The following is a 20599-nucleotide window of genomic DNA, read 5'->3' as shown; positions in this document are numbered from 1 at the left end:
GCGTGTAATGATGACGATTACCCCTGGTACCGGCCACACCTACCCCATGGTCCCGCTGGCCTGGGCCCTGCAGATGGCGGGCCACGAAGTGCTCGTCGTCTCGTGCGGCCCCGGTCTTGAGATGGGCAACGCCGGTGTGCGCACCGTGGACGTCTCTCCGGGGCTCTCCCTGGGGATGATGCAGGGCAAGCTCGCCGCCAACCACCCCGAACTGGGCGCGAAACTCGCCCAGGAGGCCCTGGACGCCAACTATCTGGACATCATCGGCTCGGCGGTCGCCGCCGCGCTCAGGCTGCAGCCGCAGATGGTCGAAGGGATGATCCGCACCGCCGAACAGTGGCGACCGGACGTCATCGTGCACTCCCCGCTCCTTGCCCCCGGTCTGGTCGCCGCGGCCAAGCTCGGCATCCCCGCGGTGCAGCACGAGTTCGGCTTCGTACGGCCGTCCGGGAAGATCATGCGCAAGGCCTACCCGGACCTCTTCGAGAAGCACGGTGTGGAGCTGCCCGAGGTGCAGGCCACCATCGACATCACACCGCCGAGCATCCAGGCGCCCGAGCCCGACTCCTGGATGATGGGATTCGTCCCGTACAACGGCAGCGGCGCCCTGCCCGAGCCCATCTTCGACTTCCTCACCAACGCGCCCGCCAAGCCGCGTATCGCCATCACGCTCGGCAGCGGACCCGCCCCCGAGGAGGCCGCGCTGATCTTCCGTCAGGTCCTTGAGATGGCACCGAAGACGGACGCCGAGTTCGTGATGGTCGTGCCCACGGTGGACCTGGAGCCGTTCGGGCCGCTGCCCGACAACGTCCGCTCCTTCGGCTGGGCGCCGTACAGCTCGCTGATGGCCCACTGCTCGGCGGTCATCCACCACGGTGGCCCCGGCTCCGCGCTCGGCGCGATCGCCAACGGCGTCCCGCAGGTGATCCCCGACTTCAAGGGCCTGGCCCGGCCGCTCATCGCGGACACGATGGTCCAGCGCGGCCTCGCCCGCGTCGTGCCGCCGGAGGAGATCGGCAAGGAGCTCGTGGAGTCGCTGCTCGCGGACACGAAGCTGCCCGCCGCCACGAACGAGGTGCGCGAGGAGATCAGGAACATGCCGAAGCCGCACGAGGTCGTCGACCGCCTGGCCGCGCTCGTCGAGGCGGGGAAGTAGGGCGCACCGGATGACGATGTACGCGAACGCGACCGAGTGGCAGCGTGCGGTGGAGTCCGCACGCACCATCTACGACATATCGCCGCTGTACGAGGCGATCTATCTGGGCCGCGGCAAGGACTACAAGGGCGAGGCCGACGCCGTCGCCGAGCTCGTCAGGGCCCGCAACCCCGAGGCGCGGGACCTGCTCGACGTGGGCTGCGGGCCCGGCAACCATCTGCAGTACTTCGCCGCGGCGTTCGACCACGTGGAGGGGGCCGACCTCGCCGAGGCCCAGCTCGCCTCCGCGCGCGGCCGGCTTCCGGACGTGCCGGTGCACCGGGCGGACATGCGGAACTTCGACCTGGGCCGCCAGTTCTCGGCGGTGACCTGCCTGTTCAGCGCCATCGGCAACATCAGCGGCACCGACGAACTGCGGGCCGCCGTGCGCAGCATGGCGCGGCATCTGCGGCCCGGCGGCGTCCTGGTGATCGAGCCGTGGTGGTTCCCGGAGACCTTCACCGCGGGGCACATCGGGAGCGACAGCTTCGTGCACGAGGGGACGACGATCTCGCGCGTCTCCCACTCCGTGCGGTGCGGCGACAGCAGCCACATGGAGGTCCACTACGTCTTCGCCCGGCCGGGCGAGGGCATCTGGCACTTCGCCGACGAGCACACCATGGCCCTGTTCCCGCGTACCGAGTACGAGACGGCGTTCGCCGACGCGGGTCTCAAGGCCGAGTTCCTCGACCTGGGCAACTCGGGTCCAGGAGTCTTCGTCGGCACCCTCGAATCCGGCACTCCCGGATCCGGCACCCTCGAAGGGAGCTCCCGTGATGGACGTTCGTGAGCTGAAGATCGCCGGCGCCTTCCACTTCGTGCCGCAGAACTTCGCCGACGCCCGGGGCCATCTGGCCTCGCCGTACCAGGAGGCCGCCTTCAAGGAGGCGACAGGACACACGCTGTTCCCGATCCGCCAGACCAACCACAGCCAGTCACGCCGCGGCGTGGCCCGCGGCGTCCACTTCACGACGACGCCGCCGGGCATGGCCAAGTACGTCCACTGCTCGCAGGGCAGCACCCTCGACATGGTGGTGGACGTGCGGGTCGGCTCCCCGACGTTCGGGCAGTGGGAGTCCATCGTGCTCAACGCCGAGCACCCCAGCGGGATCTATCTCCCCGTCGGCGTCGGGCACGCCTTCGTCGCCCTGGAGGACACGGTCATCACGTACCTGCTGTCCGAGGGATACAAGGCGGAGAACGAGAAGGCGGTCTCGGTGCTCGACCCGCCCCTCGGCCTGCCCGTCTCGGACGACGAGAACCTCATCCTCTCCGAACGGGACCGGGTGGCACCCACGTTGGCCGAGGCCGCGGAGCTGGGACTGCTGCCCGACTACGAGACCTCGCTGAGGGTGGAGAGGTCGCTGTACGAGAAATACGAGAAAGGGGCGGACGCATGAGCGCAGGACACGACGGACAGGCGCAGCAGCGGCCGCTGGTGACCGTGCTCGGCGCGTCGGGCTTCGTCGGCGCGGCGGTAACCCGCGAGTTCGCGCGCCGGCCGGTGCGGCTGCGCCTTGTGTCCAGAAGCCGCGCGGCCGTCCCGCAGGACGCCGTCGCCGACATTGAAGTGCGTACGGGAGATCTGACCGAACAGGCGGCGCTCGCCGACGCGGTCGAGGGATCCGACGTGGTGATCCATCTGCTCGCGCACATGTCGACCGACGCCAACTGGCGGGGCGCGGGCTCCGCGGCCGAGAAGGTCAACGTCGGCACGATGCGCCGGCTCACGGAGATCCTGCGCCCGGGTCCTGACGGCCGTCCGGTCACCGTGATCTACGCGGGGACGGCGAGCCAGGTCGGTCTCTCCGCCACGACCCGCGTCGACGGCTCCGAGCCCGACGAGCCGCAGAGCTCTTACGACCGTCAGAAGCTGGCCGCCCAGCGGGAGTTGGAGGCGGCGACCAGGGCGGGGCACGTGCACGGGTTCACCCTGCGCCTGCCCACCGTGATCGGCTGTGTGCCAGGGCGTGAGGGGTCCAAGGGCGTGGTGGCCGCGATGATCGGGCGTGCGCTCGCGGGCGAGTCGATCACCATGTGGCACGACGGATCCGTACGCCGTGACCTGCTGCACGTCGAGGACGTGGCCCGCGCCTTCGCGGCGGCCGTCGACCACGGACACGAACTGGTCGGCCGCCACTGGATGATCGGCAGCGGGCGCGGCGAGCCGCTCGGCGCGGTTTTCGACCGGGTCGCCAAGCTCGTGTCGGCCCGCACCGGCCAGGAACCGGTGGACGTCCTGACGGTGCCGCCGCCGGAGTACGCCGAACTCGGCGACTTCCACAGCATGGAGATCGACTCATCGGCCTTCCGCGGCGTGACCGGCTGGCTGCCGCGGCTGACCCTGGACGAGGGCCTTGAACGCACGGTCGACGACCTGCACCGGTCGGCGTCGAGCGCGGCCGCGAACAGCGCGGGGGGAAGCGAAGATGCCTGACCGGACCTGGCGGATCGAGGTGGACCGGCGGCTCTGCGCCGGCACCGGGCTCTGCCTGGGCACGGCGTCCGGGCACATGCGCCTTGACCGGGGGCGGGCCCGTCCCGTCGAGGCGCTCGTCGCCCCGGACCAGAGCGTGGCGGACGCCGCCGCGACCTGCCCGATGGAGGCGATCACCCTGCGCGACGCCGCGACCGGCGAGCTTCTCGCCCCGGTGCGTTGATCGCGCGACCCACCGGAGCACGGCGGCCCGGCCGCCGTGCTCCGCACCGCCGGCCACCGATGGCGTCCCGGCGAACACACATCACCGGCCCACAGGGCGAGTGCGGAGGCGAAAACTCATGACCATGTCCGTCTGGGCTTACCAAGACGAGTACGCGGCCGAACGCGACGACATCCTGGAAGCGGTCGACTCGGTGTTCTCGTCCGGGCGTCTGGTGCTCGGCCCGAGCGTGGAGAACTTCGAGGGGGAGTTCGCCGGCTATCACGGCGCCGCGCACTGCGTCGGCGTCGACAACGGAACCAACGCGGTGAAGCTCGCGCTCGAGGCGCTTGCCATCGGGGCGGGCGACGAGGTGATCACCGTGTCCAACACGGCCGCGCCCACCGTCGTCGCGATCGCGAGTACCGGGGCCACCGCGAAGTTCGTGGACATCGACCCGGCGACGTACTTGATGGACACCGCACAGCTCGCGTCGGCGATCACCGAGCGGACGCGGTGCATCGTGCCGGTCCACCTCTACGGGCAGTGCGTGCCGATGGCGCCGGTCAAGGAGATCGCCGCGGCGCACGGCCTGGCGGTCGTGGAGGACTGCGCGCAGGCCCACGGCGCACGCCAGGGCGGCAGGATGGCGGGCACCTTCGGTGACGCCGCCGCGTACTCCTTCTACCCGACGAAGGTCCTCGGCGCGTACGGCGACGGGGGAGCGGTCCTTACCTCACGGGCGGACGTCGACCGCAACCTGCGGCGGCTTCGCTACTACGGGATGGAGGAGCGCTACTACGTCGAGGCGCTGCCCGGCCACAACAGCAGGCTCGACGAGGTGCAGGCGGAGATCCTGCGCCGCAAGCTGCGGCGGCTCGACGGCTACATCGCCGCCCGGCGCGCGGTGGCCGACCGCTATGCCGATGCGCTGGGCGACACCTCGCTGGTCCTGCCGGCCACGGCCGATGGCAACGACCACGTGTACTACGTGTACGTGGTCCGCCACCCCCGGCGCGACCTCGTCATCGAGCGGCTGCGCGAGCACGACATCGAGCTCAACGTGAGCTACCCCTGGCCGGTCCACACCATGGCGGGGTTCGCCGGCACCGAGTCGGCCGACGTCTCGCTGCCGGTCACCGAGCGGTACGCCAAGGAGATCTTCTCGCTCCCGATGTACCCCTCGCTCGGCGTCGAACGGCAGGACCAGGTCATCGACGCCCTGCGCAAGGTCCTCGACGAGGTGGACTCCATCTGATCCCCTGCGCGCGGACGCCCGACGAGCGGGTGCCCTGTTCACCACGGTGAACAGGGCACCCGCTCGCTGTTGTTGGGGGGACGGTCGCGTTACTACACGGCGACGGCCACGTCGTCGGAGCCGTCGAGGGCCTCGAAGTGGCTCGGGCGCCCGTCCCGCTGGACCTCACGGCCGATCTGCTCCGCCGCCGTGCGGTGCATCAGCTCCCAGCCGCCGTCGGCCCTGCGCAGCGGCACCGAATGCCACGGCGTGGTCCACGCGTCGGCCGCGCCGAGCAGCCGGATGCCGAACTTGGCCTCGCCGCGGTTCTGCGGGTGGATGGAGAGACGCACCGTACGCGGGTGGTGCTCGGCGATCAGCTCGCCCCAGGCCCGGCTGCGCCGGATGACCTCGTAGGCACGCTTCCGGGCATCGCGCTGCAGGGCCGACTTGGTGCCCTCCCAGCCGGCGGTGTCCTCGACCATGAAGCGGGTGATGCCGCGATACATCCGCAGCGTCGACTCGTCGACACGGACCTCGGCCCGCAGGTCCTCGATCGTCGGCGCATAGCGGTCGGTGGTGGCCATGCGCTTCTCGTCGTACGACAGCGTGGTGCCGTACACGTCACGCAGATCGAAGGTGGCCAGGTGCTCGGCCATTCCCTCGCTGCTGATCATGTCGCGCAAGGCGTCGCCGTAGGCGTCGATGTGCTCGTCGGGGACGCCGATGACATCGCCGAAGATGTGCCCGTCGGAGCAGATCAGGACGCGGGCGCCCGGTGCGTACACCTTCCCGATCCGGGCGCACAGCGAGTCCAGGAAGCGCAGGGCGAGCAACTCGCCCTGGTCCGGCAGGTGGTTGAAGACCTTCGCGGTGTTGGGAGATTTGCACGGGAAGCCCGGCAGGGTGAACAGCACCGGTTCACCTCGGCCGACGAGCCCCGATATCTGAAGGAGCTGTTCGGGGAACGCGTCGGTGGTGTCGAGCTCGGCGTCGGCCTCGACGGTACGCCGATGCGGAAGCAGCAGGGACAGGATCTCGTGGGTGATCTGCCGGGTCTCGGCGGATTCGGACTCGAAGAGGGAGGAGGAGGCAGAAGGGGACGCAGAAGAGGAGGCAGAGGACACTGTGTGCTCGCTTTCTGGGGCTTGTGTGCTGGCTGAGAGGAGCGGTGCGGATCCGGTCAATGCCGCACCGGGCAGCCGGAGGCGGCGGGCGGCGGATCCTGCGGCCCGTAGGCGACGGGAAGTTCGTTGACGCCGCGCGCCAGTACGGCGGAGATCCAGACCAGCGAGGCGTCGTCGACGGCGAACCGCAGCTGCGGAAGGCGGGTCAGCAACGCCTTGATGGCGATCTGGAGTTCGATACGGGCCAGTGAGGCGCCGGGGCAGAAGTGGATGCCGTGGCCGAAGGCCAGATGCGGGTTGGGGCTGCGGTCGAGGTCGAGGGTGTCGGCGTCGGGGAAGCGCTCCGGGTCGCGGTTGGCGGCGCTCAGCGAGACGATCACCGAGTCGCCGGCCGGGACGCCCGTGCCGTGCAGGTCCGAGTCCTCGGCGAAGAACCGCCAGGTGGTCAGCTCGAACGCGCTGTCGTAGCGGAGGAGTTCCTCGACGGCACGCGCCGGCAGGCCCGGGTCGTCATCCCCCGATCCGTCGAACGCGGCGCGCAGGCGCCGGAGTTGCTCCGGGTGGCGCAGCAGGGCGATGAGCGAGGTGGTGATCTGGTTGGTGACCGGTTCCTGTCCCGCGACCAGGAGCTGGAAGACGATCGAGTCCGTCTCCTCCTTGCTGATCGTGCCCTCGTCGCGCGCCGTGACCAGCGCGGTGAGCAGGTCGTCGCCGGGGTTGCGGAGCTTCTCCTCCGTCACCTCCGCGATATAGGCCTGCAGACCGCGCAGCCGGCCCTCGTAGGCGGGGCGCCCGGGATCGGAAGGACCGACCGGCTGCACGACCTTCCCCCAGTCGCGGTCGAAGCGCCGCGCCAGGTCGGCCGGAAGGCCGATGACCTCGGCGAGCACCCGGAAGGGGAAGTGGGCGGCGAACGCGTCGACCACGTCGACGACACCGCTCACCGGCGCGTCCGCGCCGGGGCGGCCGACCGCCGCGTCGAGCAGCTCCGCCGCGATCTCCTCGATCCGGCCGCGCATCCGCTCCATGGCACGCGGCGCGAAGGCCTCGGTGACCAGGCGCCGCATCACGGTGTGCTTCGGCGGGTCCTGGTGCAGCAGATGAGCCTGGAGCTGCGAGTGCTGCGGCTCGGGCATGATCGCCGCACGCGAGCGCCAGGCGTCGTTGCCGAGGTCGTGGTTCTTGCCCAGACGGTCGTCGTTGAGCGCCTGGTGGGCCGCCGCGTAGCCGGTGACCAGCCATGCGTCGACGCCGCTGGGGAAGTGCACCCGGTGCACGGGTCCCTCGTCGCGCAGCTTGCTGTAAAGCGGATAGGGGTCGGTCTTGTACTCAGGGCCGTACAGGGGCAATGGCTCGGGAAGAGACATGGGTGTGCTGGTTCCTTCCGGGTGGGGTGACCTGCCGCGGACGTGCGGCGGCCGAGACTGTGTGTGGGGGGAAGGAGGGGGGAACAGAGAGGCAGGGAAGGGCAGTTGACGCAGTTTCAGCCGTCGGCGTGCCGCCTGATCTCGTCGAGGAGTTCGGCCTGCCGCAGCGTGCCGATGTCCGGCGTGGTTCCTGAACGCACGGCCGCCACCCACGCGCGCACCGTGGCGGCGACCTGGTCCTCCGCGTCGAGCCGTATCTCTTCGGTGCCGGAGGCGCGCTGCAGACGCACCAGCGGGCGATGGTCCGCGGGCGGGGTGAACGCCTGGTCCAGGACGATGCGGCCCTCGCTGCCCCAGAGTTCGTACGTCGACGCGTACGCCTGCTCCAGGCCGAACGACAGATGGGCGAAGACCCCGGTCGACGTACGCAGCAGCGCGGCACCGGAGGTGTCGACCTCGTACCCGGCGGCCTGCGACAGGGCCGCGCCGCACACCGTAAGACCGTCACCGAGCAGATGCAGCGCGGCACGCACGGGGTACACGCCCACGTCCCACAGCGCCCCGCCCCCCAGGTCCGCCCGGTACCGGATGTCGTCGGCGGGCCGCGGCGGCACGGCGAACACCGCACGCAGGAACCGCGGTTCACCGATGACCCGCTCGGTGTGCACCAGTCCGCGCACCGCCGCGTGCTGGCCGTGGTGGAGGAACATCACGTTCTCCATGAGCACCAGGCGGCGGTCGCGGGCCTCGGCGAGCAGTTGCGCGGTCCGCTGCGCACTCGTGGTCAGCGGCTTCTCCGCGAGGACATGCTTGCCCGCACGCAGCGCCGCGGCGATCCACTCCCCGTGCAGGGCGGCGGGCAGCGGGATGTACACCGCGTCGATGTCGTCGCGGGCGAGCAGCGCCGCGTACCCGTGCACGGGCCGGCAGCCGTGCAGGGCCGCGAACTCCCGTGCGCGGCCCGCGTCCCTGCTGGCGACCGCCGTCAACTCGGTCTCGGGCAGGGCCGCCAGGGCGGGCATCAGACGTCGCCGGGCGACGGAGGCGCAGCCGAGCACACCGACCCGTAGCGGAGCCGCCCCGGTGGGGGCGGCGGTCATGCGGTGGGAGCGATCGTGCGGAGGCAGGCGAGCAGCGTGCGTGCCTGCACGTTGAGGTAGTGCCCGTGCTGCACGAGCGATGCCAGCTGATCGGGCGTCACCCAGTGGAACCCGGCCGGGGGATCCGTCGGCGCCTGGGTCTCGTCGGCGAGGACGACGCGGTAGCGGCTCTCGGCGTTGAGGAACCGTCCGCCCTCCTCGGAGTGCACCGCCTCGTACAGCACATCGGACGCGGTGGCGGTGACGACGGTGCCGAGGAACGCGGGGCGCTGCTCCTCGGGCAGGTGCGCCACGTTGCCGGGGATGCACTGCACCGTGGGCCCGAGCTCGACGGTGTCGAGGAACCCGCCCTCGACGCGGGCCGCGACAAGGACATGCAGCACGCCGTCGAACCGGCGGGCCACGAACGCGATCTCCCCGGTGTCCACGGGCTCGAACAGCGGCTGTGTCCAGCGCGCCACCTCACGGTTGCCGGCCTCCACCGACAGCGCCACCACCCGGAAGAACCGCTGCTCGGCATGGGATATCGCCCACTTTGAGCACTCCCAGCCGGGAACGTCGCGCAGCGCGCCCCGCTCCGCGGTGACGACATGCCGGCTGCGCTCCGAGCAGAACCAGGACATCAGGTCGGCGTCCGGGTGCAGCGCGCTGCTCTCCGCGCCCGCGCCGCCCGGAATGCAGGCGAGCACGGTGCGCGAGTCCATGTTGACGACGTTGTCCCACCGCAGCAGTTCATTGAGCTGGCCGAGGCTGAGCCAGCAGAAGTCCTCGTGGTCCGGGACGTCGCCGATGGCCTCGACGATCACATTGCGGTTGCTCTTGCGGTAGAACCAGGAACCGTGCTCCGACTGCAGCACGTCGGTGAGCACCCGGCCCCGGTCGGGCTGGGTGAAATACTCCAGGTACCGCACGTCCGAACCCTGGTGCACCTTGGTGTAGTTGCTGCGGGTGGCCTGGACGGTGGGGGAGAGCTGGAGCAGGTTCGGGTTGCCCGGCTCCATCTTGGCCTGCATGAGGAAGTGCAGGACCCCGTCGAACTCCTTGGCGAGGATGCCGAGGATGCCGACCTCGGGCTGCCGGATGATCGGCTGGTGCCACTGTTCGGTGCCCGCGTCGCCGGTCACCGTGACGTGCAGCCCTTCCACGCTGAAGAAGCGGCCGCTGCGGTGCACGAGATTGCCCGTACCCTCCTGGAACGTCCAGGCGTCGAGCGCGGCGAACGGGATGCGCTCGGTCCGGAAGGCGTGCGCCGCGCGCCGCCCGCCGAGCCAGTGCGCGAACTCGCCCGTGGGCAGCATGGTGCCCGGCGATGCCGTCGAGAGGGCGAGCCGGCCGGCGAGGGTGTGGTCGATCCGCCGGACCAGGCGCGGGCCGGAAATCTGTAGGGATTGCATGGGGAGGACTCCTGACGTCCCTGGCAGATGGAGCGCGGCATGGAGCCTGCGCGGGTCGCGTGGTCGCGGGTCAGCCGTGCGTCGCGGTGAACTCCCGGATCGACTGGACGACGTACGCGAGCATCTCCTCGGTCAGACCGGGATAGACCCCGATCCAGAACGTCTGCTCGGTGATGATGTCGCTGTTGGTGAGGTCCCCCGAGATGCGGTGCTTGGTGCCGATGTAGGCGGGGTGGCGGGTGAGGTTGCCCGCGAAGAGCCGCCGGGTGCCGATCTTCCGGCCTTCCAGGAAGTCGACCAGCTCGGCACGGCTGTACGGCGCGTCGGGTTCGACGGTGAGGGCAAAGCCGAACCAGCTCGGGTCGGATCCCTCGGTGGCGCGGGGCAGCACCAGATGGGGCACGCCGTCCAGGCCGTCGCGCAGCTGGCGCCAGTTGCGGCGCCGCGCGGCGCAGAACTCGTCGAGCCTGCCGAGCTGGCTGAGACCCAGGGCCGCCTGGAGGTCGGTGCCCTTCAGGTTGTAACCGACGTGCGAGAAAATGTACTTGTGGTCGTAGCCCTCCGGCAGCGTCCCCATCTGGTAGTCGAACCGCTTGAGGCAGCGGTTGGTCTCCCCGGGCTCGCACCAGCAGTCACGTCCCCAGTCGCGCAGTGACTCGACGAGGCGCGCGAGGACGAGGTTCGAGGTCAGTACGCAGCCGCCCTCGCCGGTCGTCAGATGGTGCGCCGGGTAGAAGCTGACGGTGGACAGATCCCCGAAGGTGCCGGTGAGCTGCCCGTGGTGGAGCGAGCCGACCGCGTCGCAGTTGTCCTCGATGAGGAACAGCTCGCGCTCTTCGGCGAGTTGGGCGAGCTCGGCGGCCTCGAAGGGGTTGCCGAGCGCGTGGGCGATGAGGATGGCCCGGGTCCGGGGGCCGATGGCCTGCCGCACCCGGTCCGCCGTGGTGTTGTACGTGCCGAGGTCCACGTCGACGAAGACCGGGACCAGACCGTTCTGCAGGATCGGGTTCACGGTGGTCGGGAAGCCCGCGGCGACCGTGATGACCTCGTCGCCGGGCCGCAGCCGGCTCTCCTCCAGCTGCGGCGACATCAGGGCGGCCACCGACAACAGGTTCGCGGACGAACCGGAGTTGACCAGATGCGCCTTGCGCCGGCCCATCCAACGGGCGAAGGACGACTCGAACTTGCGGGAGCTGCGCCCCGCCGCGATCCGCATCTCCAGCGCGGCCTCCACCAGAGCTTCCCGGTCCTCGGCCGCCAGGACGGCGCCGGACGGCCAGATCTCGGTGACGCCAGGGACGAACGGCTTCAGGTCCTGGGCCTCCTGGTGGTACTTGCGCACCGACTCCAGGATGAGCTCCTTGCGCTGACCCATGGGATCGCCCTCTCCTTGCGTGTGGGCCATGTCAGCGGCCTTCCGGATCGCTGTACTTGGACGCCTTCCACCAGGCCGGGTTCTCGCGGTACCAGTCGACGGTGGCCGCCATGCCCTCCTCGAAGCCGATGCGCGGGGCGTACCCGAGCTCCTCGCGGATCTTGGTGTCGTCCAGGGCGTAGCGGGCGTCGTGGCCCTTGCGGTCCGTGACGTGCCGGATGGCGGAGCGGTCGGCGCCGCACAGGTCGAGCAGCAGGTCGGTGACGGCGAGGTTGGTGCGTTCGTTGCCGCCCCCGACGTTGTAGATCTCGCCGGCCCTGCCGCCCTGAAGCACGAGGTGCACGGCCCGGCAGTGGTCGTCGACGTGCAGCCACTCCCGCACGTTCAGACCGTCCCCGTACACCGGCACCGGCAGGCCCTCCAGGAGATTGGTGACGAAGAGCGGGACGAGTTTCTCCGGATGCTGGTGGGGCCCGAAGTTGTTGGAGCACCGCGTGATGGACAGGTCCAGGCCGTGGGTGTGCCAGTACGCGCGGGCGATCAGGTCGGAGGCCGCCTTCGACGCCGCGTACGGGGAGTTGGGCTGCAAGGGCCACTCCTCGGTCCAGGAGCCCTCGGCGATGGAGCCGTACACCTCGTCGGTCGACACGTGCACGACCCGCTCGACCTTGGTGGCGATGCAGGCCTCGAGGAGGTTCTGGGTGCCGCCCACGTTGGTGCGGACGAACGGGGCGCCGGACTCCACGGAGCGGTCGACGTGCGACTCGGCGGCGAAGTGCACCACCGCGTCATGCCCGGGGAGCACGTCCATCAGGGTGTCCCGGTCGCAGATGTCGCCGTGGACGAAGTCCAGACGCGGGTCGTGCGGGGGGAGGTTGTCGCGGTTTCCCGCATAGGAGAGGGCGTCGAGGGCGGTCACCCGGGCGCCCTCCCAGCCGGCGTAGCCGTCGTTCAGGAGAGTGCGTACGAAGTGCGAGCCGATGAATCCGGCCGCGCCGGTCACCAGGATCCTCATGCCGTCCTGCCTTCTCGAGTGGGTCGTCGTGAGTTCTGCGAAGGCATCAGACGGCCACCTCGACCCCGGCGTGGTCGCCGATGACGATCCGGTGGCGCGGGCCCTTGTCCGCGGCGGTCACCGACGCGGCACGGCCGATCAGCGAACCCCCGATGCCGTGCACGCCGGTGACGCTCGAACCGTCGAGGACGATGGAGTCGCGCAGGCCCGTGTCACGCAGTACGCAGCCGCTGCCGACCGAGGTGCAGGGCCCGATGCTGCTGTCCTCGACGAGGGTGCCCGCGCCGATGACAACGGGTCCCTCGATGCGGGAGCGCACCACGCGGGCGCCGCTCTCCAGGACGACGGCGCCGATCAGTTCGCTGTCGACCACGTCCGCGTCGCCGGTGTCGGGCCGCAGGCCTTCGAGCACCTTGCGGTGGCACTCGAGGACCTCCTCGACGTCGCCGGTGTCCTTCCAGTAGCCGTCGTACTCGATCGCCTGGACCGGGGTGCCGCGCCCGACGAGCTCCTGGACGGCGTCGGTGATCTCCAGCTCGCCGCGCGGGCTCGGCACGATGGCGTCGATCGCGTCATGGATGACGGAGGTGAAGAAGTAGACGCCGATCAGGGCGAGATCGCTGCACGGCTCCTGCGGCTTCTCGACGAGCGCCAACACCCGTCCGTCCTCGTCGAGTTGGGCCACCCCGAAGGCGCGCGGGTCGGGCACCTTGTGGACCAGGATCTGGGCGGCGGGGCGGCGGGCACGGAATCTGGCGGCGGCGTCCGCGATCCCCGACGGCAGCATGTTGTCCCCGAGGTACATCACGAAGTCGTCGTCGCCGAGGAAGTCGCGTGCCGTCGTGACGGCGTGCGCGAGACCCCGGGGCGCGTCCTGGCGCAGATAGGTGATGCGGACGCCGAACCGGGAGCCGTCACCGATGGCCGCGGCTATCTGGTCGCCGCGATCGCCGGTCACGATCCCGATCTCGGTCACGCCCAGATCGCGGATGTTCTCCAGGACATAGGCGAGCACGGGCTTGTTGGCGATGGGGATGAGCTGCTTGGGCATGGAGTGGCTGAACGGCCTGAGGCGAGTCCCGGACCCGCCCGAAAGCACCAGTGCCTTCATGAGAGATTCTCCCGGCTTTCGGCGATCTTGCGTAGGCGGTGGCGCATGCCGCGTCGACCTCGGTGCGGAGGTGGGCGGGAGCGCTGCGGAAGTGTCGGCCGGAGGGTCGGGGCGGCGAACGAAGCGCGTGCCCGCCCGGGATGCCCATGCGGCGTGGAGGCGGGAATGGCCGTCCACGGCTGGGCGCAGATCACCGACGATGGCCGAGTATTCTTGGCGGCCCGCTTTTCCGTCAAGGACGTTCAAGTTCAGCCCTGAGCGGCCCCAACAGCCTTGAACAGCAGGCCAGTTGGTTGTTCGACCTTCATCTTCCCGGGCCGCGGCATTCCCGTAGGGTGATCAACCATGATGGCCGCACGGGGGGGTGCCGTCCGGTTCGGTGTCCTGGGGACGCTCGAGGTGTGGGACGGAGAAGAGAAGCTGCGCCTTGGCGGCCAGCGGTCGCACGGTGTGCTGGCCGCTCTGCTGCTCGAGGCCAACCGGATCGTTCCGATGTCCAGGCTCGTGGACGCCGTATGGGAGTGGGCACCGCCCGCGACGGCGGAGCACCAGATCCGTAAGGTCGTCGCCGACCTGCGCTCCCGCATTCCGGGCGGACAGCACTTCCTGATCACCGAAGGACCCGGATACCGGATCGTCGTCGATGACGATCAGCTCGACCTCACCCGCTTCGACAAGTACCTGGCCCTCGCGCGCCGTTGCGAGGACATCGACGACGAGGTCGCCGTCCTGGAAGCGGCCCTGAGCCTGCACCGGGGGCGCGTGCTCCCGGACAGCCGCACCCCGCTCCTTGAGTCCGCCGCGACCGCGGTGGAGGAGCGGCTCCTCGGCGCACGTGAGCGGCTGCTCGAGCTGCGCGTCGAACAGGGGCGCGCGCACGACGCGGTGGGCGAGCTGCGGAACCTGGTCGCCGAGCATCCGCTGCGGGAGTCCCTGAGCGCTCTGCTGATGGTGGCGCTGTACCGGGTGGGCCGGCAGGCCGACGCACTGCGCGTCTACCACGACCTGCGTACGCTCCTGGCCGAACAGCTCGGCATCGACCCCGGGCCCGAGGCCGACCTGCGTCATCAGCAGATCCTGCGCAACGAGCCGGATCTCTACGATCCGGCGCCCCAGGCCCCGCGGCCGCCGATCTCCGAGGCGCCGCTCAAGGAGCCGCGGTCCCTGCCGCACGACCTGTCCGACTTCACCGGCCGGCAGGCGGAGATGCGGTGGCTGTTCTCCAACGTCCCGGACGGCGTCGACGAGCCCACGAAGGTCATCACCATCGACGGGATGGGCGGCAGCGGCAAGAGCACCCTGGCCGTGCACGCCGGACACCGCCTGGCAGGACGCTTCCCCGACGGCCAGATCTTCCTCGACCTGCACGGCTTCACCCCGGGCTTCGAACCGGTGGCGCCGCGCACCGCCCTCGCCACCCTGCTCCGGGCGATCGGGGTGCCGGGGGAGCGGATCCCGGACGACCTCGCGGACCGGGAGAGCCTGTGGCGCGGCATGACCGCGGGGCGACGCCTGCTGCTCCTGTTCGACAACGCCGCGACCTCGCACCAGGTGCGCCCGCTGATGCCCGGCGGCCCCGGCTGCCTGGTGCTCGTCACCAGCCGCTCCCGCCTCGCCGGGCTCGACGGGGCGGTGCCGCTGCCGCTGCCCCTGCCGACACCGGCCGACGGGCTCGCGCTCCTGAGCGGGGTGCTCGGCCGTGAGCGGGTGCTCGCCGAACCGGAGCCCGCGGCGGAGCTCGTCGCCCTGTGCGGGCAGCTTCCGCTGGCCCTGCGGATCGCCGCGTCCCGGCTGCGCAACCGCCCCCAGTGGACGATCGCCTCCATGGTCGGCCGCCTTGCGGGCGAAGTGCCCCGGCTCGGCGAGCTGGTGGCCGAGCACCGCAGCGTCCGCGCGGTCCTCGAGCTGTCGCGCGCCTCGATGCCCGCACGCCACCAGCAGCTCTTCGGGCTCCTCGGGGTGCACCCGGGCACGGACTTCGACGGACATACGGTGGCAGCGCTCGCCGAACTTCCGCTGGGTTCGGCGGAGTTGCTCCTCGAGGATCTGCTCGACGCCCGGCTGCTCATCCAGCGCACCCCGGGCCGCTATGTCTTCCACGACCTGGTGCGCTCACTGGCCCGCGACGTCGCGCAGGTGGACCCCGCGACGGCCCATCGCGCGCGGACCAGGCTGCTCGACTACTACCTCTGCGCCGCCGACGAGGCCGCTTCGGTGATCCAGCCGGACCGCGAGCGGCTTGGCGTCGAGCTCTCCCGCCGTCCCGATGTGCTGCCGCCGCTGCCGGACCGGGAGGCAGCACTCGCCTGGTTCCAGACGGAACGGGCCAACCTCCTCGCGGCCCTTGTCCACGCGGAGGAGGCCGGTTTCGACGCGCATGTGGCCAGGCTGCCGCAGACGCTCACCCCCTATCTGCGCGTACGCGGCCACGCCGAGGACGAACTGGACGTGCTGCACCGGGCCGTGGCCGCCGCCCGCCGCATGGGCGACGCGGAGCTGGAGGCCGAGGCGCTGACGAACCTGGCAACGCCGTACTGGTACTTGGGGCGCGTCAAGGAAGGCCTGGCGTGCGCGCAGGAGGCGCTGGCCATCGCCGAGCGCCTGGGGGACAGCCTTGCCATCGCGTTCTGCCTCAGCAGGATCAGCCTGTTCCACAACACGATGGGTGAGTACGAGAACGCCATCCTGTTCCTGCACCGGTCCCTGGTGATCTTTAGCCGGGCGGGCGCGCGCAGGGAGGAGGGCGCGGCCCTCGCCTCCCTGGGCGAGGCCCAGTTCGCCCTCGGCCGGCACGGCGAGGCGCTGCAGACCAGCCGGCTGATGATCCTCAACAGCAGGCGGATCGGCGACCCGTACGGCGAGATCGTCGGTCTCACCGGCGAGGCCACCGCGCATGCCGAGGGCGGCGCGTACGAAGTCGCCCTTGAGCGCCTCGCCGAGGCGTCCGTGCTGGCCCGGCGCTATGCGACGCCGTACGGCCAGGCATCGGTCCTCGCCCGGTACGCGGACGTCTACCGCCGCCAGCGCAGGCACGCCGAGGCGCTGGTGGCCGGACATGCCGCGCTCGAACTCCTGCGCAGCCTCAGCCGTCCGGCCGTCACGGCCTTCGTCCACAACGTCATCGGCGCGGTGCACCGCGACCGGGGCGAGTGCGCCCTGGGCGAGGGGCACCACCAGCAGGCCCGGCAGCTCGCCCAACGGATCGGACTGCGGCGGGAGTTGCTCATCGCGCTGGACGGCATCGCGCACGCCAGAGAGGGCGAAGACGGCTTGGATCCGGCCGAGGACGGGGCCGCGGGCGGGCCGAGCAGCGTGCCGGGCCCCAGCAATTTCCCCAGCCGCGCGGGCTGAATCGGCTCGCGTCGTTCAACCGGGTATCAGCCGCAGTCGAACGCGCGACTCGACGGCTATATCGAGGCATCTCCGGCGAGGCGATCCCACGCTCTCTTCATGGTCGAACGCACCGGCGGAAGAAGGTGTCGGGTTAGGGTCGAGACGTTGGTGAGAATGAGTTCTGAGAGGCGGATGACGACCTTAGCCGGGTTCTATCAGCATTTCGCGTCCGGGCCGGGCGGAGTTCCGTACACATCGGCTTCGGCGCCTTCTTCCGGACATTCATTCTCGGTCCGATCACACCCCGGATCCAAAAGCTCCGCCTGAGAATCCGGCGGACATCGGACAGAAGAGCTTGGTGACCTCACATTGTCTTCATTGACGAATACACGCATGCCCGCCCGCAGGGCGGTGGTGGTCGGCGCGGGACCGGTGGGCTGTCTCGCCGCCCAGATCCTCGCGGCACGCGGCTACACCGTCGAGGTGTACGAGAAGCGCCCGCACTACGTGACGAGCGGACTGCGCTACGACGGCCGCACGATCAACCTCTCGCTGTCGCCGAGGGGCGTCGACGCCCTTGACGGCAAGTGCTCCCGTGCCGAACTGGCCGGGCTCGTGGTGCCGATGGACAGCCGCGCGCGGCACGGCCTGGACGGCGAGGTCAGCGTCGCGGGGTACGGACGTGACGACTGGCAGACCCTGTCGATCGACCGCAACGACCTGAACCTGCTGCTTATGAAGAACGCGGACGCCGCGCCCGCGGTCCGGTTCACCTTCGAAACGGAGTGCACGGGGGTCGACTTCGGCGCCCGGCGGGTCTCCTTCGTCGACCGGTCGGGCCGGGCGCGGCACGCCGACTACGACCTGCTCGTCGGCGCCGACGGGACCCACTCCGCGGTCCGCGGGCACCTCGCCGAGCAGGGTCTCACCCAGAGCAGGCAGCAGCAGGTGGGGGCCGAGTACCGGGAGGTCACGATCCTCGCCGAGGGCGGCGAGGGTGCCGAGCCGCGGCCCTCGTCGGCCATCCACATCTGGCCACGCGACGGCTACTTCATGGTGGGCCTGCCGAACCGCGACGGCTCCCTGCGCTGCACGCTCGTACTGCCGCGGGACGGCGCGCTGACCTTCGCCGACCTCGCTACGGACGAGGCGGTGCTCACCCTCCTGCGGCGCGACTTCCCCGACGAGGCCGACCGGATCCGCCTCGCCGAGCCCGATCCTTCGCGGGCGCCGGTGAGTTCGATCTCCGTCGTGACCTGCTCCCCGGTCGTCCACGACGGCTCGGTCCTGCTGCTCGGCGACGCGGCGCACACCGTCGCGCCGTTCCTCGGACAGGGCGTCAACCTCGGCCTGGAGGACTGCGCCGTACTGGAGCGGCTCCTGGAGAAATGGCCGCAGGACCAGGGCGCGGTCCTTGCCGAGTTCCAGCGCGAACGCGTACCGGAGCACGAGGCCGCTTCGGCCCTCTCGCTGGCCAACTACGTGGAGCTGAGCGGCACCGGACCGGCCCCCGGCCGTTCCGACGTGCCCCCGCTGCCCGCCCTGGTCAACTTCGTCAGCCCCAGCTACCAGGAAGCACTCGACATCTACTCAGGCGAACGCCGCGCACCCGGGGCGATCGCACAGCAGCAGCCGACCGGAGGGTGAACCACGACGTGAGCACGACTCAACGCTTCGCGAAGGTGTTCCACTGGCGGGACGACGAGACCGAGGCACAGGGCTGGCTCGTCATCCACAGCCTGGAGGGAGGGGTCTCCGGAGGGGGCCTCTTCATGCACCCGAACGTCACGCTGTCGGAAGTGGCCGACCTCGCGGCCACCATGACCCTGAAGAACACCTTGCAGCGCCCGCAGTTCGGCGGCGGCAAGGGCGGAATCCGGTTCGACCCCACAGCGCCGGAGGCCGAAGGCGTCCTGCGCCGGTTCATGATCGCGCACCGTGACGTCATCGCGGAGGAGTGGAGCACCGGGGCCGACCTCTACACCAGCAGGGAGGCGATCGAGCGCATCGCGCGGGAGGATCTCGCCCTGCCGACGGCGTTCGTCGCGATGGCCCACACCCTGGCCCGGTACGCCGGAATCCCCTCGCAGGCGCAGGTCGTTCCGCAGCGCCTCGCGCTGCCCTGGAACGACCACGCCACGGTCGACGAGGCCGCCACAGGACACTCCGTCGCCGAGGCGATCCGCCTGTCGGCCGGCGGCACACCGCGCGTCGCCATCCAGGGGTTCGGCAGCGTCGGATCGAACGCGGCGCACTCGCTCACCTCGCGCGGCATCGGCCTCGTCACGGGCATCTGCGAGAAGGACGGCTTCCTGATCGACCCCGACGGAATCGACGTCGAGGAGCTGCTCCGCCGCCGGGCCGCCGACCAGGGCGGCGAGAAGCCCTTCGGCGACCTCGTACAGGACAATCCGCTCCGCGGATGGAAATGGGTTCCGCGAGGTGCCGACCAGCCCGACGAGGAATTGCTCGTCGATTTCGTCGCCGCCGCCGCACCCGAAGTGCTCACGCCCTGTGCGACCCGGTACGCACTCACCGACGCGGTCATGCAGGAGTTCGTGAAGAGTTCCGGGCAGGTGGTGGTCTGCGGGGCCAACAATGCCTTCGCCACCGACGAAGTCCGTTCGTACTGGAACCGACAGGGCATCACCATCATTCCGGAATGGGTGTCCAATGCGGGCGCGGCGATTCTGTTCGGTGAACTGATGAAGACAGAACGATCCGATCAGGAGACGATGCAGTCGATATTCACGTCGATCACCGAGCGGATCGAAGAATTTCTTATCAACCATGGCCTGCACGTGAACAACCGGAAGAGGACACAGGCTGATGCGCAAGAACAAGACGCTTGAGCTGATCCGCCAGGGCAGCCCTGCGGTCGGCACCTGGCTCCAGCTGCAGAACGTGAACTCGACCAGACTCCTGGTCGCGCAGGGCTCGTTCCGCTGGATGCTCGTGGACTTCGAGCACACGCCCATCGACCACACCACCGCCAGCCACATCTTCGGCGTGATCGCCGATCTCAGCGGCGGCGAGATCACCCCGATCGCGCGGGTCGCGGCGGGCACGGTCGACCACATCAAGCACGCGCTCGACGCGGGCGCCCAGGGTGTGATCGTGCCGATGGTCAACTCCGCGAAGGAGGCGGCGGACGCGGTGCGCTTCGCCCGCTTCCCGCCCAAGGGCGAGCGCGGTGGCGGCGGCATGGTGCCGCACGTCGGCTTCGCGACGAGCGGCCCCGGCTACATCGCCGAGGCCAACGACGAGATTCTCGTCGGCGTCCAGATCGAGACCACCGAGGGCCTGGCGAACATCAAGGAGATCCTCGACGTCGAGGGCATCGACCTGGTCTTCATCGGCCCCAACGACCTCCATCTGTCGCTCGGCCTGCCGGCGAAGTTCTGGAGCGAGGAGCCGGCGTTCCAGGACGCCGTGCGCACGGTGGCCGACGCCTGCCGCGAGGCCGGCGTGCCGCTGGGCACCCTCTGCCGTGACGCCGCCAGCGTACGGAACCGGATCGAGGGCGGATTCACCTTCCTCGGCCATGCCAGCGATCTGCATTTCATGCTGACCAAGGCGGGCGAGGAATACGGCGCGCTCCACGACATCAGTGAGCCGGCGAGCACCTGGTGCAACATGGTGAACCTCGACCGTCTGCCCGATTCGCTGCGCGGCGTGCCGCGTGACTGAAACCCGACCGGAAAAC

At 70.3% G+C, this 20599-nt stretch carries 17 protein-coding genes; 10 read left to right on the top strand and 7 right to left on the bottom strand.

Going from position 1 to position 20599, the window contains the following annotated elements; genetic code table 11:
• Positions 1 to 7: 7 nt before the first annotated feature.
• The 6 genes from AB0G47_RS26715 (at position 8) to AB0G47_RS26690 (ending at position 5092) form a co-directional block, all read left to right on the top strand.
• Positions 8 to 1156, top strand: a complete 1149-nt coding sequence (locus AB0G47_RS26715) for a nucleotide disphospho-sugar-binding domain-containing protein (protein WP_360774778.1) — start codon at positions 8 to 10, stop codon at positions 1154 to 1156.
• Between the two features lie 10 nt (positions 1157 to 1166).
• The gene (locus AB0G47_RS26710; RefSeq protein ID WP_360774775.1) at positions 1167 to 1985 is read left to right on the top strand and encodes a class I SAM-dependent methyltransferase; all 819 of its coding nucleotides are present in this window, start codon (positions 1167 to 1169) and stop codon (positions 1983 to 1985) included.
• Positions 1972 to 2595, top strand: coding sequence for a dTDP-4-dehydrorhamnose 3,5-epimerase family protein (locus AB0G47_RS26705; RefSeq protein WP_360774772.1), 624 nt, complete (start codon positions 1972 to 1974; stop codon positions 2593 to 2595). The genes AB0G47_RS26710 and AB0G47_RS26705 overlap by 14 nt, the downstream gene beginning before the upstream one ends.
• Entirely contained in the window at positions 2592 to 3632 is a 1041-nt protein-coding gene (locus AB0G47_RS26700; RefSeq protein ID WP_360774769.1) for an NAD-dependent epimerase/dehydratase family protein, read from the top strand. The genes AB0G47_RS26705 and AB0G47_RS26700 overlap by 4 nt, the downstream gene beginning before the upstream one ends.
• Positions 3625 to 3855, top strand: coding sequence for a ferredoxin (locus tag AB0G47_RS26695; protein WP_360774766.1), 231 nt, complete (start codon positions 3625 to 3627; stop codon positions 3853 to 3855). The genes AB0G47_RS26700 and AB0G47_RS26695 overlap by 8 nt, the downstream gene beginning before the upstream one ends.
• Before the next feature lie 118 nt (positions 3856 to 3973).
• Entirely contained in the window at positions 3974 to 5092 is a 1119-nt protein-coding gene (locus AB0G47_RS26690; protein WP_360774763.1) for a DegT/DnrJ/EryC1/StrS family aminotransferase, read from the top strand.
• A gap of 92 nt (positions 5093 to 5184) precedes the next feature.
• On the opposite strand, the gene AB0G47_RS26685 is transcribed toward AB0G47_RS26690, so the two are convergent.
• The 7 genes from AB0G47_RS26685 to AB0G47_RS26655 form a co-directional block, all read right to left on the bottom strand.
• A complete protein-coding gene (locus tag AB0G47_RS26685) occupies positions 5185 to 6198 on the bottom strand; it encodes an isocyanide synthase family protein (protein ID WP_360774760.1) in 1014 nt (337 codons plus the stop codon).
• 56 nt (positions 6199 to 6254) lie between these two features.
• The gene (locus tag AB0G47_RS26680) at positions 6255 to 7565 is read right to left on the bottom strand and encodes a cytochrome P450 (RefSeq protein ID WP_360774757.1); all 1311 of its coding nucleotides are present in this window, start codon (positions 7563 to 7565) and stop codon (positions 6255 to 6257) included.
• 116 nt (positions 7566 to 7681) lie between these two features.
• On the bottom strand, positions 7682 to 8665 hold the full coding sequence (locus AB0G47_RS26675) for a Gfo/Idh/MocA family oxidoreductase (RefSeq protein ID WP_360774754.1): 984 nt from the start codon (positions 8663 to 8665) through the stop codon (positions 7682 to 7684).
• On the bottom strand, positions 8662 to 10059 hold the full coding sequence (locus AB0G47_RS26670) for an NDP-hexose 2,3-dehydratase family protein (protein ID WP_360774752.1): 1398 nt from the start codon (positions 10057 to 10059) through the stop codon (positions 8662 to 8664). The genes AB0G47_RS26675 and AB0G47_RS26670 overlap by 4 nt, the downstream gene beginning before the upstream one ends.
• A gap of 70 nt (positions 10060 to 10129) precedes the next feature.
• Positions 10130 to 11434 (bottom strand): lipopolysaccharide biosynthesis protein RfbH, encoded by a 1305-nt coding sequence (gene rfbH / locus AB0G47_RS26665; protein ID WP_360774749.1) that lies wholly within the window; start codon positions 11432 to 11434, stop codon positions 10130 to 10132.
• A 31-nt stretch (positions 11435 to 11465) separates the two neighbouring features.
• Complete coding sequence (gene rfbB, locus AB0G47_RS26660) at positions 11466 to 12449, bottom strand: dTDP-glucose 4,6-dehydratase (RefSeq protein ID WP_360774747.1); 984 nt, start codon at positions 12447 to 12449, stop codon at positions 11466 to 11468.
• 46 nt (positions 12450 to 12495) lie between these two features.
• The gene (locus AB0G47_RS26655) at positions 12496 to 13560 is read right to left on the bottom strand and encodes a glucose-1-phosphate thymidylyltransferase (protein ID WP_360774744.1); all 1065 of its coding nucleotides are present in this window, start codon (positions 13558 to 13560) and stop codon (positions 12496 to 12498) included.
• Positions 13561 to 13905: 345 nt separating this feature from the next.
• On the opposite strand from AB0G47_RS26655, the gene AB0G47_RS26650 reads away from it, so the two are divergent.
• The 4 genes from AB0G47_RS26650 (at position 13906) to AB0G47_RS26635 (ending at position 20583) form a co-directional block, all read left to right on the top strand.
• Positions 13906 to 16911: a BTAD domain-containing putative transcriptional regulator gene (locus tag AB0G47_RS26650; protein ID WP_360774742.1), complete on the top strand. Its 3006-nt coding sequence runs from the start codon at positions 13906 to 13908 to the stop codon at positions 16909 to 16911.
• Positions 16912 to 17271: 360 nt separating this feature from the next.
• On the top strand, positions 17272 to 18540 hold the full coding sequence (locus AB0G47_RS26645) for an NAD(P)/FAD-dependent oxidoreductase (RefSeq protein ID WP_360774739.1): 1269 nt from the start codon (positions 17272 to 17274) through the stop codon (positions 18538 to 18540).
• Positions 18541 to 18548: 8 nt separating this feature from the next.
• On the top strand, positions 18549 to 19745 hold the full coding sequence (locus AB0G47_RS26640; protein ID WP_360774736.1) for a Glu/Leu/Phe/Val dehydrogenase dimerization domain-containing protein: 1197 nt from the start codon (positions 18549 to 18551) through the stop codon (positions 19743 to 19745).
• Positions 19723 to 20583, top strand: a complete 861-nt coding sequence (locus tag AB0G47_RS26635) for an aldolase/citrate lyase family protein (RefSeq protein WP_360774734.1) — start codon at positions 19723 to 19725, stop codon at positions 20581 to 20583. Before AB0G47_RS26640 ends, AB0G47_RS26635 begins: the two co-directional genes overlap by 23 nt.
• Positions 20584 to 20599 lie beyond the last annotated feature (16 nt).

The organism is Streptomyces sp. NPDC021622 (assembly GCF_040640795.1).
In the GTDB taxonomy this organism is placed as follows: domain Bacteria; phylum Actinomycetota; class Actinomycetes; order Streptomycetales; family Streptomycetaceae; genus Streptomyces.
The sequence above is the reverse complement of the archived record's forward strand: the minus strand, read 5'-3'. Positions and strand labels throughout refer to the sequence as shown.

Excerpts from the sequence above, each read along its gene's own strand:
- AB0G47_RS26650 (WP_360774742.1), top strand. The coding sequence starts at position 13,906 with ATGATGGCCGCACGGGGGGGTGCCGTCCGGTTCGGTGTCCTGGGGACG.
- AB0G47_RS26715 (WP_360774778.1), top strand. The coding sequence starts at position 8 with ATGATGACGATTACCCCTGGTACCGGCCACACCTACCCCATGGTCCCG.
- AB0G47_RS26635 (WP_360774734.1), top strand. The coding sequence starts at position 19,723 with ATGCGCAAGAACAAGACGCTTGAGCTGATCCGCCAGGGCAGCCCTGCG.
- rfbB (WP_360774747.1), bottom strand. The coding sequence starts at position 12,449 with ATGAGGATCCTGGTGACCGGCGCGGCCGGATTCATCGGCTCGCACTTC.
- AB0G47_RS26670 (WP_360774752.1), bottom strand. The coding sequence starts at position 10,059 with ATGCAATCCCTACAGATTTCCGGCCCGCGCCTGGTCCGGCGGATCGAC.
- AB0G47_RS26705 (WP_360774772.1), top strand. The coding sequence starts at position 1,972 with ATGGACGTTCGTGAGCTGAAGATCGCCGGCGCCTTCCACTTCGTGCCG.
- AB0G47_RS26695 (WP_360774766.1), top strand. The coding sequence starts at position 3,625 with ATGCCTGACCGGACCTGGCGGATCGAGGTGGACCGGCGGCTCTGCGCC.
- AB0G47_RS26690 (WP_360774763.1), top strand. The coding sequence starts at position 3,974 with ATGACCATGTCCGTCTGGGCTTACCAAGACGAGTACGCGGCCGAACGC.
- AB0G47_RS26680 (WP_360774757.1), bottom strand. The coding sequence starts at position 7,565 with ATGTCTCTTCCCGAGCCATTGCCCCTGTACGGCCCTGAGTACAAGACC.
- AB0G47_RS26710 (WP_360774775.1), top strand. The coding sequence starts at position 1,167 with ATGACGATGTACGCGAACGCGACCGAGTGGCAGCGTGCGGTGGAGTCC.
- AB0G47_RS26700 (WP_360774769.1), top strand. The coding sequence starts at position 2,592 with ATGAGCGCAGGACACGACGGACAGGCGCAGCAGCGGCCGCTGGTGACC.
- AB0G47_RS26675 (WP_360774754.1), bottom strand. The coding sequence starts at position 8,665 with ATGACCGCCGCCCCCACCGGGGCGGCTCCGCTACGGGTCGGTGTGCTC.
- rfbH (WP_360774749.1), bottom strand. The coding sequence starts at position 11,434 with ATGGGTCAGCGCAAGGAGCTCATCCTGGAGTCGGTGCGCAAGTACCAC.
- AB0G47_RS26655 (WP_360774744.1), bottom strand. The coding sequence starts at position 13,560 with ATGAAGGCACTGGTGCTTTCGGGCGGGTCCGGGACTCGCCTCAGGCCG.